The sequence below is a fragment of the Stenotrophomonas maltophilia genome, assembly GCF_047497515.2.
Classification (GTDB): domain Bacteria; phylum Pseudomonadota; class Gammaproteobacteria; order Xanthomonadales; family Xanthomonadaceae; genus Stenotrophomonas.
The window spans coordinates 62,693-77,979 of sequence record NZ_JAXAXL020000015.1; the positions used below are offsets into that span (position 1 = coordinate 62,693).

Annotated in this window: 14 protein-coding genes; 8 read left to right on the forward strand and 6 right to left on the reverse strand. The window is 66.8% G+C overall.

Features of this window, described 5'->3' with window-relative positions; all coding sequences use genetic code 11:
* Positions 1 to 19: 19 nt before the first annotated feature.
* Positions 20 to 373 carry a DMT family protein gene (locus tag ACMZPQ_RS17945; protein WP_197582546.1) on the forward strand — a complete coding sequence of 118 codons (354 nt, stop codon included), beginning with the start codon at positions 20 to 22 and terminating at the stop codon, positions 371 to 373.
* Positions 374 to 441: 68 nt separating this feature from the next.
* Here ACMZPQ_RS17945 and ACMZPQ_RS17950 read toward each other — a convergent pair whose 3' ends face one another.
* From ACMZPQ_RS17950 to ACMZPQ_RS17970, 5 genes are all read right to left on the reverse strand, one after another.
* Positions 442 to 1,368: a DUF6607 family protein gene (locus tag ACMZPQ_RS17950; protein WP_197582547.1), complete on the reverse strand. Its 927-nt coding sequence runs from the start codon at positions 1,366 to 1,368 to the stop codon at positions 442 to 444.
* A 68-nt stretch (positions 1,369 to 1,436) separates the two neighbouring features.
* The gene (locus ACMZPQ_RS17955; protein ID WP_197582548.1) at positions 1,437 to 2,036 is read right to left on the reverse strand and encodes a Hemin transport protein; all 600 of its coding nucleotides are present in this window, start codon (positions 2,034 to 2,036) and stop codon (positions 1,437 to 1,439) included.
* Between the two features lie 4 nt (positions 2,037 to 2,040).
* Positions 2,041 to 4,233, reverse strand: a complete 2,193-nt coding sequence (locus tag ACMZPQ_RS17960) for a TonB-dependent hemoglobin/transferrin/lactoferrin family receptor (RefSeq protein ID WP_414486124.1) — start codon at positions 4,231 to 4,233, stop codon at positions 2,041 to 2,043.
* A gap of 153 nt (positions 4,234 to 4,386) precedes the next feature.
* Positions 4,387 to 4,581, reverse strand: a complete 195-nt coding sequence (gene hemP / locus ACMZPQ_RS17965; protein WP_005412278.1) for a hemin uptake protein HemP — start codon at positions 4,579 to 4,581, stop codon at positions 4,387 to 4,389.
* A gap of 196 nt (positions 4,582 to 4,777) precedes the next feature.
* Positions 4,778 to 5,749: an aldo/keto reductase gene (locus ACMZPQ_RS17970; protein WP_197582549.1), complete on the reverse strand. Its 972-nt coding sequence runs from the start codon at positions 5,747 to 5,749 to the stop codon at positions 4,778 to 4,780.
* A 193-nt stretch (positions 5,750 to 5,942) separates the two neighbouring features.
* Here ACMZPQ_RS17970 and ACMZPQ_RS17975 point away from each other — a divergent pair, with 193 nt between their 5' ends.
* The 7 genes from ACMZPQ_RS17975 to ACMZPQ_RS18005 all read left to right on the forward strand — a co-directional run bounded on the left by ACMZPQ_RS17975 (position 5,943) and on the right by ACMZPQ_RS18005 (position 13,887).
* Entirely contained in the window at positions 5,943 to 7,241 is a 1,299-nt protein-coding gene (locus ACMZPQ_RS17975) for a nucleoside transporter C-terminal domain-containing protein (RefSeq protein WP_197582550.1), read from the forward strand.
* Between the two features lie 25 nt (positions 7,242 to 7,266).
* On the forward strand, positions 7,267 to 8,232 hold the full coding sequence (locus tag ACMZPQ_RS17980) for a ribokinase (protein WP_049456910.1): 966 nt from the start codon (positions 7,267 to 7,269) through the stop codon (positions 8,230 to 8,232).
* Positions 8,233 to 8,380: 148 nt separating this feature from the next.
* Complete coding sequence (locus ACMZPQ_RS17985) at positions 8,381 to 8,812, forward strand: hypothetical protein (protein WP_197582551.1); 432 nt, start codon at positions 8,381 to 8,383, stop codon at positions 8,810 to 8,812.
* Positions 8,813 to 8,959: 147 nt separating this feature from the next.
* Positions 8,960 to 9,955, forward strand: a complete 996-nt coding sequence (gene dusB / locus ACMZPQ_RS17990) for a tRNA dihydrouridine synthase DusB (protein WP_197582552.1) — start codon at positions 8,960 to 8,962, stop codon at positions 9,953 to 9,955.
* Positions 9,956 to 10,066: 111 nt separating this feature from the next.
* Complete coding sequence (locus ACMZPQ_RS17995) at positions 10,067 to 10,894, forward strand: methyltransferase domain-containing protein (RefSeq protein WP_197582553.1); 828 nt, start codon at positions 10,067 to 10,069, stop codon at positions 10,892 to 10,894.
* Between the two features lie 177 nt (positions 10,895 to 11,071).
* Entirely contained in the window at positions 11,072 to 12,880 is a 1,809-nt protein-coding gene (locus ACMZPQ_RS18000; RefSeq protein WP_312647142.1) for a DUF7657 domain-containing protein, read from the forward strand.
* Positions 12,877 to 13,887 (forward strand): glycosyltransferase, encoded by a 1,011-nt coding sequence (locus ACMZPQ_RS18005; protein WP_197582556.1) that lies wholly within the window; start codon positions 12,877 to 12,879, stop codon positions 13,885 to 13,887. The genes ACMZPQ_RS18000 and ACMZPQ_RS18005 overlap by 4 nt, the downstream gene beginning before the upstream one ends.
* Positions 13,888 to 14,195: 308 nt before the next feature.
* On the opposite strand, the gene ACMZPQ_RS18010 is transcribed toward ACMZPQ_RS18005, so the two are convergent.
* The gene (locus ACMZPQ_RS18010) at positions 14,196 to 15,263 is read right to left on the reverse strand and encodes a metal-dependent hydrolase (protein WP_197582557.1); all 1,068 of its coding nucleotides are present in this window, start codon (positions 15,261 to 15,263) and stop codon (positions 14,196 to 14,198) included.
* Between the last annotated feature and the right edge of the window lie 24 nt (positions 15,264 to 15,287).

Consider the following 15,287-nt stretch of genomic DNA (forward strand, 5'->3'; position numbering starts at 1 on the left):
ACTCCACGAGATCGCCCGGATGCCCGGCACGTCGTTCGCCGCTTACCTCTATCCGGTGTTGCTGCTGCTTGGCAGCAACATCTTCATGACCTTCGCCTGGTACGGCCACCTGAAGTACAAGAGCGCGCCGTTGATGACGGTGATCCTGGTCAGCTGGGGCATCGCCTTCTTCGAGTACTGCCTGCAGGTGCCCGGCAACCGGCTGGGCAGCGCGGTGTACTCGGCGCCGCAGCTCAAGGGCATGCAGGAAGTGATCACGCTGCTGGTGTTCGCGGTGTTCTCCGCGTTCTACCTGGGCCAGCCGCTGAAGTGGAACCACTACGCCGCGTTCGGGCTGATCGTGCTGGCGGCGTTCCTGATGTTCAAGGAATAGGCGCATCCACGCATGGCGTGGATCTACTGAAGATCCATGCCACGCGGGGATGCGGTTGCGGCCCTGCGTTACTGGGCCTTTTCCACGTACTTGGCGAAGACTTCGTCGATCTGCTTGTCCTTCACCTTCTTGCCGGACTGGATCTCTTCGGCCTGGGTGAACAGCGGAATGATCATCGCCATGCCGTCGATCTTGGTCTTCAGGTGCACGCCCGGGGCCTGGCCAAGGAAGCCGTCCCAGCGCTGGCGCACCTTGGCCCAGTAACCGGCGGTGGCCTGCCAGTAGTTGCGGGCCGGGGTGAAGTCGATCTCGGTGGTCTTCACGTAGTCGTTGAAGCCGAACTCGCGCGCGATCTCCACCTGGGTGCCGTCGGTATTGCGCTGCACCTTGGTGTTGAACTGCTCGTGGGTCCAGCCGTTCGGGGTCAGCGTGTGGCGGTTGATCACGGCCAGCGCGTTGTAGTCGCTGCGCTTGGTGTACTCACGGCGCGGCAGCGGACGCCAGCTCAGGTCGCTGGTCCAGCTCGGCACATTGTTGGTGTAGGTCCACTTGCCGGTGCCGCAGTAGCGCGGTGCATCGCTCACTTCGTACACGCACTGGGTCCAGGCTCCCTGGTTGGTCGCTGCCGGAATGCTGCGCACCTGCCAGGTCTGGTCGGCGCTGAACTCGAAGCGGTTCGGCGCTTCATAGACCCAGTCCTGGCGCCAGTGCTTGGTAATGTGCCCGCTCTTCTCGTCCAGCAGCAGGTGCTGCAGCACGATGCGCTTCGGCGTGTCTTCCACCACGATGACCACTTCGTTGCCGCCGCTGCGCATCGCCGGCGCGCGCTCGTAGCCGGGCTTCAGCAGCACGGTCTCGTCGAAGGCGAAATCAACGGTGTACTCGCCCTGCATGGCCAGGATGCTGTCGTGGTCGCGGGCGATGTCGGAGGGCTGCGCGCTGGCCACGCCGCTGGCGGCGAGCAACAGCAGGGCGCTGGCTGTCTGGAACTTCATCGGGGTCTTCCTTCGGGGTTGCAGGTTTGTTGAGTGGCCATCCGTGGCCGACAGGCGTTCCATCAGGTTCAAAGACGGATCAGTGGCAGGTCGCCGGGCACGCGTTGCGCGGGCCGACGTGCGGCATCGGCACAGCAGCAATCATCGATCGCCAGCTCGCCTTCGGCGCCTTCCAGGCGTGCGATGCGGCGCGCGGTGGCGGCGCCCAGCGAGGACAGGGTCGACAGGCTGGCGGCCAGGGTGCGGCCCTCGTCGGCGGCATGCAGGCGCAACGCACACAACCGCCAGCGCTGGCCGCCGAGGTGGCCGGCCAGGCGTCGCCACAGGCGCTCGCCGACGCTGCCATCGCTGTCGTGCTGTGGGCCCGGCGGCAGCGCGGCCACCAGCCGGTCCCAGGCCAGGAAATCGCTGTCCGGCAGCAGGTACAGCCGCCACACGCAACGGCCGCGACCATCTAGGAAACACAGGCTTTCGCGCAGTCCCTCGCTGTCCACGCCCTGGCAGGCATGCACGCGCACGGCCTGGCGCCAGCCGCCCAGTTCGTTGCCATCGGCGTGGTACAGGCACAACACGGTGCCGAGCGTAGCCAGCTGTGCCGGGGTCGGCCAGGCCGCACCGTTCGGTGCGGCGATGGAGTCGTTCCTGCGTGCGGACAATGCTCGGCTCATGAGGTCACCAGGAAACGGCAAGGCTGGCGGAGAAGGTGCGGCCCGGGCTGGTATAGCGGTCCAGCACACGGCTGGTCGGCAGCAGCGTCGAACCGACGTTGGACCAATCGATGTAGCGCTTGTCAGCCAGGTTGAACACGCCGACGTTGAAGGTCGCGCCCGGAGCGAAGTTCCAGTGCGCCATCAGGTCGGTCACGCCGTAGCCCGCCGGGCGATAGGCCGTGGTGCTGGCCAGCCGGTCCTTGCGCTTGACGAAGGTGCCGGCCAGTTCAACGCCCCAGGTATCGGTGTCGTACATCAGGCCGACGGTGCCACGCAGCGGGTCGACCGAGTCCAGCGGCGTGTCTTCGGTCTTGTTGTCGCCACGCGACCAGGCCACCGCACTACGCAGCGCCCAGCCCTGCAGGGTCGGGCTGATCTGCCCGAAGTCGACACCGGCCTTCAGCTCGGCGCCGTAGATGCGCGCATCGGCGATGTTGCGCGACTGGAACACCATCAGGCCCTGTGCATTGGTGCCAACCAGCGACTGCGACTCGATGAAGTCCTTGTACTCGTTGTAGTAGCCGCTGACGCTGACATAGGCGGCCGGCGACAGGAAACGCAGGCCCAGCTCCATGCCATCACTGGTTTCCGGCTTCAGGTCCGGATTGGGAATGGCGGTATAGCCGAAGGCGAAGTTGGTGAAGCCGAGGTTGACGTCGTTGTACGGCGGCGAGCGGAAACCGTGCGAATAGCCGGCGAACAGCGACCATTCGTCGGTGAAGCGATAGACCATGCCCAGCTTCGGCGAGACGCTGGTCTTGGTCAGCTTGGCCACCGGCACGCCAGGATTGTCCTCGGCGAAGATGGTGTCCACCTCCGGCTTCAGCTCGTAGCGGTCAACGCGAACGCCCGGCACCAGCGACAGCTTGCCGCCGGCCATGCGCATCTCGTCCTGCGCGTAGAGGCCCAGCTCGGTGGTCTTGCTGATCGGGAAATCGCGCACCGGGAACGCATCGGGCAGGATGGTGGTGCTGGTCTGGCCGTTGGCCAGTACCTGGAAACCATCGCGCTTCTGGCGGATCTCGGTGCGGGCGCCCTCGAAGCCGTAGGTCAGCGCGTGCTCGACGCTGCCGGTGCTGAAGGCCTTGTTGAACTGCGCCTGCAGGCCGTACACGCGCTGGTCGAAATTGAACTCGCGGTGGCGACGGCTGCGGTTGGCGCGATCCTCGTCGGTCACCTGGGTGGTCTCGCTGTGCTGGGTGTAGACCTGCCAGTGCAGGCTGTCAGCGAAGGCCTTGTCCAGCGCATCCATTTCATGTGCGAACGACACACGGGTGCGGTTCTGCTTGTCACGCGCCTTCATGCCGGTGGTGGTGGTGCGGTCGATCGACGACAGCACGTTGGTCTCGGTCTTGTCTTCGTTGCCTTCCACGGTCAGGCGGAAGCGCTGGTCCTCGCTCGGCGCGTAGACCAGCTTGGCCAGTCCGCTGCGACCGTCGCGGTCCTGCGGGTTAGGCGCGGTACGGGTGTTGTCGAGGCTGCGCACGTCACCCTTGTTGTCGGTTTCCTGGCCCTGGCGATGGTTGATGTTGACCATTCCGCTCCAGTGCTCGCCGCCGAAGGCGGTGGTGACGCCGCCAAGCAGCCCCTTCCACTCGCCGTCATAGCCGAACTTCAGTCCGACGTAGCTGTCCTTGCCGTCCTTCAGGTAGTCGGCCGGGTCCTTGGTGACGAACGCGACGACACCACCGAGCGCGTCCGAGCCGTACAGCGAGCTGGCGGGGCCGCGCACGATCTCCACGCGCTTGAGCGTGTCCAGATCGGTGAAGTTGCGGTTGGCATTGGAGAACGAGCCGATGTTGAAACTGGTGGGCATCGCGATGCCATCGGTCTGCACGCGCACGCGGTTGCCGTCCAGGCCACGGATACGGATGCTGCCGAGGCCGAAGCGCGCGGCGCTGCGGCCGACCGACAGGCCCGGCTCGTAGCGCAGCAGATCCTTGATGTCCTGCACCAGGTGCCGATCCATCTGCTCGCGGTCGATCACATCGACCGTGGCGGCCACATCACTCACCGCACGCTCGGTGCGGGTGGCGGTGACCTGCACGCGATCGAATTCGCGCGCATCGGGCGCGGCGCTGGCAGCGGTGGCAGCGTGGGCGGACAGCGGCAGGGCCATCCAGACAGCAAGGCAAAGGGCGGTATGGCGGGTCATCGGTTTCGTTCGGTCAGGCAAGGGAACCCCCGGTTACCGGTACACCCGGAGGGTGCACGCGGTAGACCGAGGGGGAGAGAGCGGGAGCGGACGGGTCGCCCACCCTGTCGGCGCTGCCGGCAGGAGGGAGGGAGGCGGGCGACCAGACCGCGATTACTTGGTCAGGATCAGCTTGTCGTTGCTGGTGTGCCGCAGGCGGTAGAAGCGGTCGCCGTGCTGGATCAGGATTTCACGACGGCCCTTGAGCAGGGCTTCGCTGTCGATGACCTCTTCCGGCGGAACGACGCGGACCGGACGATCGCGGAGGGTCAGCGTTTCGGGGCGCAGCAGTACAGGTTGAGCATTCATGAGCATCTGGACTCGTGCGAGGGACGAGTTAAATGATAATGATTCTCAGTTGACAATCAACAACCATTCTCACTTTCATTGATGAGATTAATGATCGAATTCGTAAATTCGATAGATAACATCAATCAAATGGCGACACGGGGCGCGAGCCCGAGCCGGCCTGATCGAGGCCCCCAGGCCCGGTCGGCCCCGGGATTCAGGCGAAGGCGGCTTCGACCTGGGCCCAGCCGGCCGCGTCGACCTGCTCCAGCACCTCCAGCGCCTGCAGGTTCTGCAGCAGCTGGCTGACCCGGCTGGCGCCGAGGATCACGCTGGAGACGTTCGGGTTGCGCAGGCACCAGGCAATGGCCAGGGTGGCCGGGGCATGGCCCAGCGCGCGCGCCACCTCGCTGAAACGGCGCACCTGGGCCAGGCGCACGGCCGCGTTCTGGCCCAGCACCAGATCCTGCAGCCAACCCATGCCCTCGCGCCCCAGCCGGGCATCGGCCGGGATGCCCTGGTCGTACTTGCCGCTGAGCAGGCCCGAGGCCAGCGGCGAGAAGATGGTGGTGCCCAGGCCGGCGTGCGCGTACAGCGGCGCGTACTCGACCTCGACCCGCTCGCGGTGCAGCAGGTTGTACTGCGGTTGTTCCATCGAGGGCCCCTGCCAGTTGTGGCGCGCGGCAATGTCCACCGCCTCCTCGATCTGCGCGGCCGACCATTCGGACGTGCCCCAGTACAGCACCTTGCCCTGCCGGACCAGGGTATCCATGGCGTGCACGGTCTCGGCGATGGGGGCGTCCGGATCCGGGCGGTGGCAGTAATAAAGATCCAGGTAGTCCACGCGCAGGCGCCTGAGCGCGGCATGGCAGGCATCGGTCACATGCTTGCGCGACAGGCCGCGCTGGGTCGGCCGCGGGTCCTTGGCGCTGCCGAAGAACACCTTGCTGGACACGCAGAAACCGTCGCGCGGCAAGCGCAGGTCGGCGATCACATCGCCCATCACCTGTTCGGCGCGGCCGTTGGCGTAGCCCTCGGCGTTGTCGAAGAAGTTGATGCCATGATCCCAGGCGGCGGCCACCAGGTTGCGGGCCTCGTCGCGCGGAACCTGGTCACCGAAGGTCACCCAGGCGCCGAAGGACAGGGCGGAAATCGGCAGGCCGGTGGAGCCCAGGCGACGATAGTGCATGCAAATCTCCTGCTGCGGGCCCGCATCCGGGCCGGGATCGAACCCCATTCTACCTGCCGCCGCCGGCCGCAAGCCCTTGCCGTTGCTGGCCTGATCGGTACCGATGGGCGCGCGCACGCTGCTTTTCCTTGCCCCGGCCCCGGCCCTGCACTAGGCTTCCCGTTTTTCGCGACGCCCCAGGGGAGTCACTCACATGGTCGAAGGTTTGGGCAGGATCGGCTTCGGCCTGTTCGGGTTGGCGGTGCTGATCGGCATCACCTGGTTGTTTTCCAATAACAAGCGCGCGGTTGACTGGAAGCTGGTTGCCACCGGTATCACCCTGCAGATCGCCTTTGCGGCGCTGGTGATCCTGGTGCCGGGCGGGCGCGATGTGTTCGACGCGCTGGGCCACGGCTTCGTCAAGGTGCTGAGCTTCGTCAACGAAGGCTCGGGTTTCATCTTCGGCTCGTTGATGGACACCAAGAACTACGGCTTCATCTTCGCCTTCCAGGTGCTGCCGACCATCATCTTCTTCTCGGCGCTGATGGGCGTGATGTACCACCTGAACATCATGCAGGCGATCGTGCGCGTGATGGCCTGGGCAATCACCAAGGTGATGCGCGTGTCCGGCGCGGAAACCACCAGCGTCTGCGCCAGCGTCTTCATCGGCCAGACCGAGGCGCCGCTCACCGTGCGCCCGTACATCGCCAAGATGACCCAGTCCGAACTGCTGACCATGATGATCGGTGGTATGGCGCACATCGCCGGCGGCGTGCTGGCCGCTTACGTGGGCATGCTCGGCGGTGGCGACCCGGTGCAGCAGGCGTTCTACGCCAAGCACCTGCTGGCGGCCAGCATCATGGCGGCACCGGCCACCCTGGTCGTGGCCAAGCTGCTGATTCCGGAAACCGGCACACCGCTGACCCGCGGCACGGTGAAGATGGAAGTGGAGAAGACCTCCAGCAACATCATCGATGCGGCCGCGGCCGGCGCCGGTGACGGCCTGAAGCTGGCGCTGAACATCGGCGCGATGCTGCTGGCCTTCATCGCCCTGATCGCGCTGCTGAACGCCCCGCTGACCTGGCTCGGCGACGTGACCGGCCTGGCGGCTGCGATCGGCAAGCCGACCAACCTGCCGACCATCTTCGGTTACGTGCTGGCCCCGATCGCCTGGGTGATCGGCACGCCGTGGGCCGATGCCACCACCGTCGGCTCGCTGATCGGCCAGAAGGTCGTGATCAACGAATTCGTCGCCTACACCGAGCTGTCGCAGATCGTGAACGGTCAGGTGGCCGGCGTGAGCCTGTCCGACGAGGGCCGCCTGATCGCCACCTACGCGCTGTGCGGCTTCGCCAACTTCAGCTCGATCGCGATCCAGATCGGCGGTATCGGTGGCCTGGCCCCGGAACGTCGCCACGACCTGGCCAAGTTCGGCCTGCGCGCGGTGCTGGGCGGTACCATTGCCACCTTCATGACGGCGACCATCGCCGGCGTGCTGACGCACTTCAGTTGAACCCTTGGTTGAGAAAAGATTCCCTATGAGCAGCAGTGTCGTTGTCGTCGGTTCCTTCAATGTCGATCACGTGTGGCGGTGCGAGTCGCTGCCGGCACCGGGTGCGACCATTGCCGGCCGCTACAGCACCGGCCCCGGTGGCAAGGGCTTCAACCAGGCCGTGGCGGCCTGCCGCGCCGGCGCCGACACGCACTTCGTGTGCGCGCTGGGCGATGACGCCGGTGGCGCCACCGCACGCGAACTGGCCGCGCACGATGGCTTCGGGCTGATCGCCGAAGCCAGCAGCGAGCCGACCGGCACCGCGGGCATCTACGTCGACGCCCGCGGCCGCAACACCATCGTGATCGGCCCGGGTGCCAATGCCGCGCTCAGCACCGACTTCCTGCACCAGCAGCAGGCGCTGCTGACCGGCGCCAAGGTGGTGCTGGTGCAGCTGGAATCGCCGGTGCCGACCATCGAGGCTGCGCTGGCCACCGCGCGCGAGGCCGGTGTCACTACCGTGCTCAACACCGCGCCGGCCGATGCTCCATCGACCATCGGCCTGCTCAAGCTGGCCGATGTGATCACCCCGAACGAGACCGAGTTCGCCGCCCTGCTCGGCCGCCACGTCGGTGAGCGCGTCGACGCCAACGACGTTGCCGCGCTGGACGGTGCCAGCCTGCACGCGCTGTGCCGCAAGCTGGTCGGCAACGGTACGGTGGTGGTGACCCTGGGCTCGGTGGGCGTGTTCGTCTCGCATGCCGAAGAGAACCTGCGCGGCGATACCCAGCCGTACTACCGCGTGGGTGCCGAACAGGTGCAGGCGATCGACACCACCGGTGCCGGCGATGCCTTCAACGGTGCGCTGGCTGCGTCGCTGGCGCAGGTGGCCGATGCCCCGTTCGCGCGCCACGTGCGCTTTGCCAACCAGTTCGCTGGCCGCTCGACCGAGAAGGAAGGCGCTGCAGCGGCGATGCCGCGCTTCACCCCGGCCGACGCAGAAGTGAAGTAGATCCACGCCATGCGTGGATGAACGAGCCCGGGCATGCAGATGCCCGGGCTTTTCTTTTGCGCATTGCGCAGTCCTGCGACTGCCTGTCGCATTGCCCGTCCCGCGGCCCTCGCCCACCATCCGCGCAGCTTCCTCGCACGGGCAGGACATGGACGGATTCCCCTGGTTGCTGGTCGCAGCCGCCGGCAGTGCCAGTGCGGCCCTGCTGCACATCGGCTGCATCGCCTTCGGCGCCCCCTGGTACAGATGCTTCGGTGCTGGCCCGCGCATGGTCCGGCTGGCTCAGGCCGGGCACTGGTGGCCGCCGCTGATGACCGCCGGCATCACCGCGGTGCTGGTGGCCTGGACCCTGTATGCCCTGGCCGCCGCCGGCTGGCATTCACCGTTGCCGGCCAGCCGCTGGGTGCTGACCGGCATCGCTGCATTATTGCTGCTGCGCGCGGCGATGGGCCTCGGGCTGGCGCTGTTCCGCCCCGGCTACAACGGCGTGCGCTTCTGGGCGGCCAGTTCGCTGGCCTGCCTGGGCCTGGGGCTGGCCTTCGCCCTGGGTACCCGCCAGGCCTGGCAGAGCCTGGGCTAGCCACCTACCATCGCCCGTCCTTGGGGGCGATGGAAGCAACCGTCAAGCATCTGTTGATGCCGGTACGGCATGAGCTGGGTGCGGATCGGCCTGAACCGGACCGCGCCCGACACGGCCGTACCGCCGCCCGCGCCCTACAATGGGCGCATGCAGATCGGCCCGTACACCATTGCCCCCAACGTCGTGCTGGCGCCCATGGCCGGCGTCACCGACAAGCCCTTCCGCCTGCTGTGCAAACGGCTGGGCGCGGGCTTGGCCGCCTCGGAAATGACCATCAGCGACCCGCGCTTCTGGAACACACGCAAGTCGATCCACCGCATGGACCATGACGGCGAACCGGCGCCGATCAGCGTGCAGATCGCCGGCACCGAGCCGCAGCAGCTGGCCGAGGCCGCGCGCTACAACGTGGACCACGGCGCGCAGATCATCGACATCAACATGGGTTGCCCGGCCAAGAAGGTGTGCAACGCCTGGGCGGGCTCGGCGCTGATGCGTGATGAGCAGCTGGTGGCGCGCATCCTTGAAGCCGTGGTCAACGCGGTGGATGTGCCGGTCACCCTGAAGATCCGCACCGGCTGGGACTGCGACCACCGCAACGGCCCGCTGATCGCGCGCATTGCCGAGGACAGTGGCATCGCCGCGCTGGCCGTGCATGGCCGCACCCGCGACCAGCACTACACCGGCCAGGCCGAGTACGGCACCATCGGCGAGATCAAGGCCGCGCTGCGCATCCCGGTGATTGCCAACGGCGATATCGATTCGCCGCAGAAGGCCGCCTTCGTGCTACGCCAGACCGGCGTGGATGCGGTGATGATCGGCCGCTCCGCGCAGGGCCGGCCGTGGATCTTCCGCGAGGTGGCGCACTACCTGGCCACCGGCGAAGAACTGCCACCGCCGTCGCTGGCCGAGGTGCGCGACATCCTGCTCGGCCACCTGCATGCGCTGCATGCGTTCTATGGCGAACCGCAGGGCGTGCGCATCGCGCGCAAACACCTGGGCTGGTACGCCAAGGACCGGCCGGAGAACGCCGCCTTCCGCGCAGTGGTCAACCGCGCTGAAGACCCGCAGAGCCAGATCGCGCTGACCACCGAGTACTTCGATCGCCTGATCGCCGGGGAACCGGCGATGCCTTCGGCGGCCTGACCAAACCCATCGTAGAGTCGAGCTTGCTCGACCGGCTTTCCCGAACAGTCGAGCAAGCTCGACTCTACGCGCCTTATCCTCGATCACGTTCGACGCCTCAGAGTCCCCTCTATGACCCCGCCGATCTCCTCCCCGACCTACCTGCACGGGTTTTCCGGCACCGAACAGCAGCGCCTGATGACCCAGGCCCGCCTGCTGGAATCGAGCATCTTCGGCCAGATCGACTACAGCGGCGCGCGACGCCTGCTGGAAGTCGGCAGTGGTGTCGGTGCGCAGACCGAGATCCTGCTGCGTCGCTTCCCCGAGCTGCACGTGACCGGCGTGGACCTGAGCGAAACGCAGCTGGCGACCGCGCGCGAAAACCTGGCGCGCACGCCATGGTGCAGTGACCGCTACACCCTGCAGCAGGCCGACGCCGGTGAGCTGCCGTTCGAGGCACGCAGCTTCGACGCGGCGTTCCTGTGCTGGGTGCTGGAGCACGTGCCGTCGCCGGCGCGCGTGCTCAGCGAAGTGCGCCGTGTGCTGGCGCCGGGTTCGCCGGTGTACATCACCGAGGTGATGAACGCCTCGTTCCTGCTCGATCCGTATTCACCCCACATCTGGCGTTACTGGATGGCCTTCAATGACTTCCAGTACGACCACGGCGGCGACCCGTTCGTCGGCGCCAAGCTGGGCAACCTGCTGTTGGCCGGCGGCTTCCGCGACGTGCATACCGAGATCAAGACCATCCACCTGGACAACCGTGAGCCGGCCCGTCGCAAGACGATGATCGCGTTCTGGGAGCAGCTGCTGCTGTCGGCCGCCGACCAGCTGCTGCAGGCCGGACTGGTGGACGAGGACACCGTGGAAGGCATGCGCCGTGAATTCCGCCTGGTGCAGAACGATCCCAATGCGGTGTTCTTCTACTCGTTCGTGCAGGGCCGCGCGACCGTGTATTGAGGCCGGCCCGGCTGCCCCGGCGGCGGCAGGGACAGGGGCAACCCGCTAGAATCGCGCAGTCCCGGCCTTGGAAGGGCGCGTGCCGGGGCCTCACTTCGTGCAGCGGTCGTGCATCGGTGGGCCTGTCGCGCACGGATGGACCTGACCTGCGAGCGCGAGATGAGTGACAGCGGCCAAATGCCTTTTCCTGCCCACGACCCGGGCCAGTCCGGCGGACTTCGCCCTGGCCAGGTTCGCCTGCTTGTCGCGATCGTCGCGCTGCTGTGCGTCCTCTATGTCGGCTTTGCCCTGACTCCGTCGTCCTACTCGCTGGCCTACGAGTACCTCGGCCTGGCGCCTCAGCATCCCCTGCTGGGCAGCGCGCGTTACGTCCGCACCGACGAATGGATGGTGTTCACGCCCTACATCCAGATCGCGGTCAACAACGACTTCGGCCCGGTCAATGCGCATTCGGCGTACCACGAGTCGCTGCGTACCTTCCAGGCGTTGCCACTGCTGGATTGGGGCCTGCTGTTCAAGCCCTACCACTGGGCCTTCTTCGTGCTGCCTGCGGCGAATGCCTATTCGTTCTTCTTCATGTTCATGGCCATGGCCTTCCTGTGCGGCTGGGCCGTGTTCCTGCGCCAGTTGCGGGTGCCGCCGCTGGCCGCGGTGCTGCTGTCGGCCACGCTGCTGTTCGCGCCGTTCGTGCAGGTGTGGTGGACCAGCAACGCTGGCGCCTTCGCGCTGGCGCCCTGGGCCGCCGTGGCGTGGCTGGGTATCAGCCAGCGCTGGCTGCGCATCGCGGCCAGCGCCTACGCACTGACCGCGTGGCTGCTCGCGGTGTCCTACCCGCCCTTCATCATTTCCTCGGTGCTGGTGCTGGCCGTGCTGGTGCTGGCGTTCCGCCGCGATGCCATCACCCTCGCACGCCTGGTCGACGCGGCGGTGGCCGGTGCGATCGCGCTGGCCGTGTTTGTCGGCTACTTCCACGACATCATCCCGATCGTGCGCAACACGGTGTATCCGGGCCAGCGGCAGAGTGGCGGGGGCGGCGTGGGGCTGGCCTCGCTGCTGGCGCATGTCTTTCCGAACCTGATGACGTATCGCTTCGCGCCGCTGCCGATGTTCAAGGCTTCCAACGATTGCGAGATCGCCGTGCTCGGCAGCCTGCTGCCGCTGTTCACCCTGGTGCTGGCCGATGGTGCGCGCTTGCGCGAATGGGCGCGGAGCCATCGCAGCACGTTGCTGATCCTGGCCACCGGCCTGCTGTTGATCGCCGGCTGGATCTTCCTGCCCGTGCCCGTCGTGGTCGGCCAGCTGACCGGGCTGTCGATGGTGCCGCCGGCGCGCGCCCTGCTCGCCTTCGGCCTTCTGCTCAATATTGGCTGCGCGATGATCCTGGTGCAGTGCGGCGTCCGGCTGCAGCGTTGGCGCCTGGTGTTGCTGGCTGTGCTGCTGATGGTGGGCAGCCTGGCCAAGTTCCTGTTCGGCGAAGGCCAGTTCAGCCGCCTGCACAGCGCCGCCGACGCCATTCCTTACCTGTGCCTGGCTGCGCTCGCCGTCGTCGCGCGGCGTCCGCAACTGTCGGGGCATGCCGCCAGCCTGGTGCTGGCCACGGCTGCGCTGGCCAACCTGTTGGGCAACGGCCTGTTCAATCCGGTGCAGCCGGCCGGCCCGATCTTTGCGATGGACCGTGCCGCGGTGCTGCATTCGATGCAGGCTCGCGGGGCGCACAGCAACGCCGAAGGCGTGCTGGTCGCTCCAGGTGGATTCGGGGGCCTTCTGCCCGGCGTCGGCATTCCCGCCGTGAACCACGTGCTGTACCTGCCACAGCTGGATTACTTCCGCCGGTACTTCCCTTCACTGCCCGACGACCAGTTCAATCTCATCTTCAACCGCTACCACCACATCACGGTCGCTGCCGACGGCGAAGCACCGCAGGTGCTGCAGGGTGATCTGGTCGAGGTGCCGGCAAAGGCCCTGCTGGCAGAGCCGGCCCCATGAAGCCGATCACGTCCCCCTCGCCGCCCGCTTCCACGGCGCCCCGCATCGCCGTGGTGATTCCCTGCTACAAGGTGACCCGCCACGTGCTGTCGGTGCTGGCCGCGATCGACCCGGTCGTGACCGCGATCTATTGCGTGGACGATGCCTGCCCCGATGGCAGCGGCCGGTTGATCCAGGCCGAAGCAGACGATCCGCGCATCACCGTGTTGTTCCACCCGCACAACCGCGGCGTCGGCGGGGCCATCAAGACCGGTTATCGCGCGGCCATCGCCGATGGCATGGACATCCTGGTCAAGGTCGATGGCGACGGGCAGATGGACCCGGCACTGCTGATGGACTTCGTCGGGCCCATCGCCGCCGGCCACGCCGACTACACCAAGGGTAACCGCTTCTGGAACCTGACCCACATCCGCCGCATGCCCCCGGTGCGACGGCTGGGCAACCTGCTGCTGTCCTTCATGACCAAGGCCTCATCCGGGTACTGGCAGGTATTCGACCCGACCAACGGCTACACCGCCATCCATGCCAAGGTCGCCAGCCACCTGAAGCTCGACGCGGTCAGCGACCGCTATTTCTTCGAGACCGACATGCTGTTCCGGCTGAACACCGTGCGTGCGGTGGTGCAGGACGTGGCGATGGATGCCCATTACGCCGACGAGACCAGCAACCTGCGCGTCGGCCGCATCCTGGGTGAGTTCACCTTCAAGCACCTGCGCAACACGCTCAAGCGCATTGCCTACAATTATTTCCTGCGTGACCTCAGCATCGCCTCGCTGGAGTTGATCGCCGGCAGCAGCCTGCTCGCCTTCGGCGGGCTGTTCGGGCTCTATCACTGGATCCGCTCGGCCCAGGCCGACGTCGCCACGCCGGTGGGCACGATCATGATCACCATGGTCGCGCTGATCTCCGGCCTGCAGTTCCTGTTGGCCTTCGTCGGCTTTGATATCGCCAATGTGCCGCGCCAGGTGCTGAACCGTTCGATCAAGATCAATCGCCTTCCGCAGTAGAGCCACGCCACGCGTGGCTGTTGTACGCGCCATCCACGCATGGCGTGGATCTACCCGATCAAGCCCAACGGCCATCCGCAGTAGAGCCACGCCATGCGTGGCTGTTGTACGCGCCATCCACGCATGGCGTGGATCTACCCGATCAAGCCCAACGGCCATCCGCAGTAGAGCCACGCACGCGTGGCTGTTGTACGCGCCATCCACGCATGGCGTGGATCTACCCGATCGAGCCCAACGGCCTTCCGCAGTAGAGCCACGCCACGCGTGGCTGTTGTCCGCGCCATCCACGCATGGGGTGGATCTACTGATCAATGCACGGCGGTGTTGTCGACCGCACCGGGCGGTGTCGCCGGCTCCTGCCAGATCCGCTGCCACATCGCGGCCAACCGGCGACCGACGTCAGCGCGCGCGGCAGGACTGCTGTAATCCACCCGCACCTGCTCGGGCCTGATCGCCCGCCACTGCCCATCAGCCTGTTCGGCCACGACGAAGTTGAACGTGTAATCCGGTTCCAGGCCCATGCGCAGATCACTCAGCACCAGGTGCCCGTCTACGACCTGTGCGCGCATGAAGCCACGGTTGAACCACTGCAGCTGCTGCACCGCCGGTACCGATTGCGCCTCCCGCAGCGCCTGCACGTTGGACGGATGACCCTCGAACCGCATCGGGCCATGATCGGCCACCAGCGAGCGGTCGCCGACCACGTAGCCATTCGGGGTCATCGCCACCACCCGCCACAGCAGGGTGGTGAACGGCATCGGCACCGAGAAGCGCGGTGCATCCCCCAGGCCCATCGCGGCCAGGCTTTGTTGTGCGACTCGATCGACCTGCGCCTTGGCGACCAGGCCCCAGCCCAGGTAGCCGCTGCTGATCAGCAGGGCCACGCCCAGCACCTTGCCTGCCCACGGCCGGGCGCGACCGAACCAGGCCAGCACGCAGCCCAGCAACAGCCACACCGTAGAGCCCGGGTCGATGATGAAGACGCTGGACCCCATCGCCGGGTGCGGTCGCAGCGGCCACCACAGCTGGGTGCCGTAGACAGTGAAGGCATCCAGCAGCGGATGGGTGACCAGCGCCAACTGCATCGCCCAGAACCAGCGCACCGGAGACTGCGCGACCCGACCGTTGCCGAAGCGCTTGAACAGCCACCAGAGCAGCGCCGCCAACCACGGCAGCACCAGCAGCGAATGGCTGAAGCTGCGGTGCTCGATCATGTTGGCCACCGGGTCGGCCGCAGTGAAGCCCAGCCACAGGGCATCGAGGTCCGGCAAGGTGCCGAGCGCGGCACCGGCCAGCAGGGCCGCGCGGCGATGGCCGGGCGGTGCGATGGCAGCGGCGACGGCGCCACCGAGCACGATCTGGGTCAGGGAATCCATGGACCGATGCTAACGGCTTGCGGG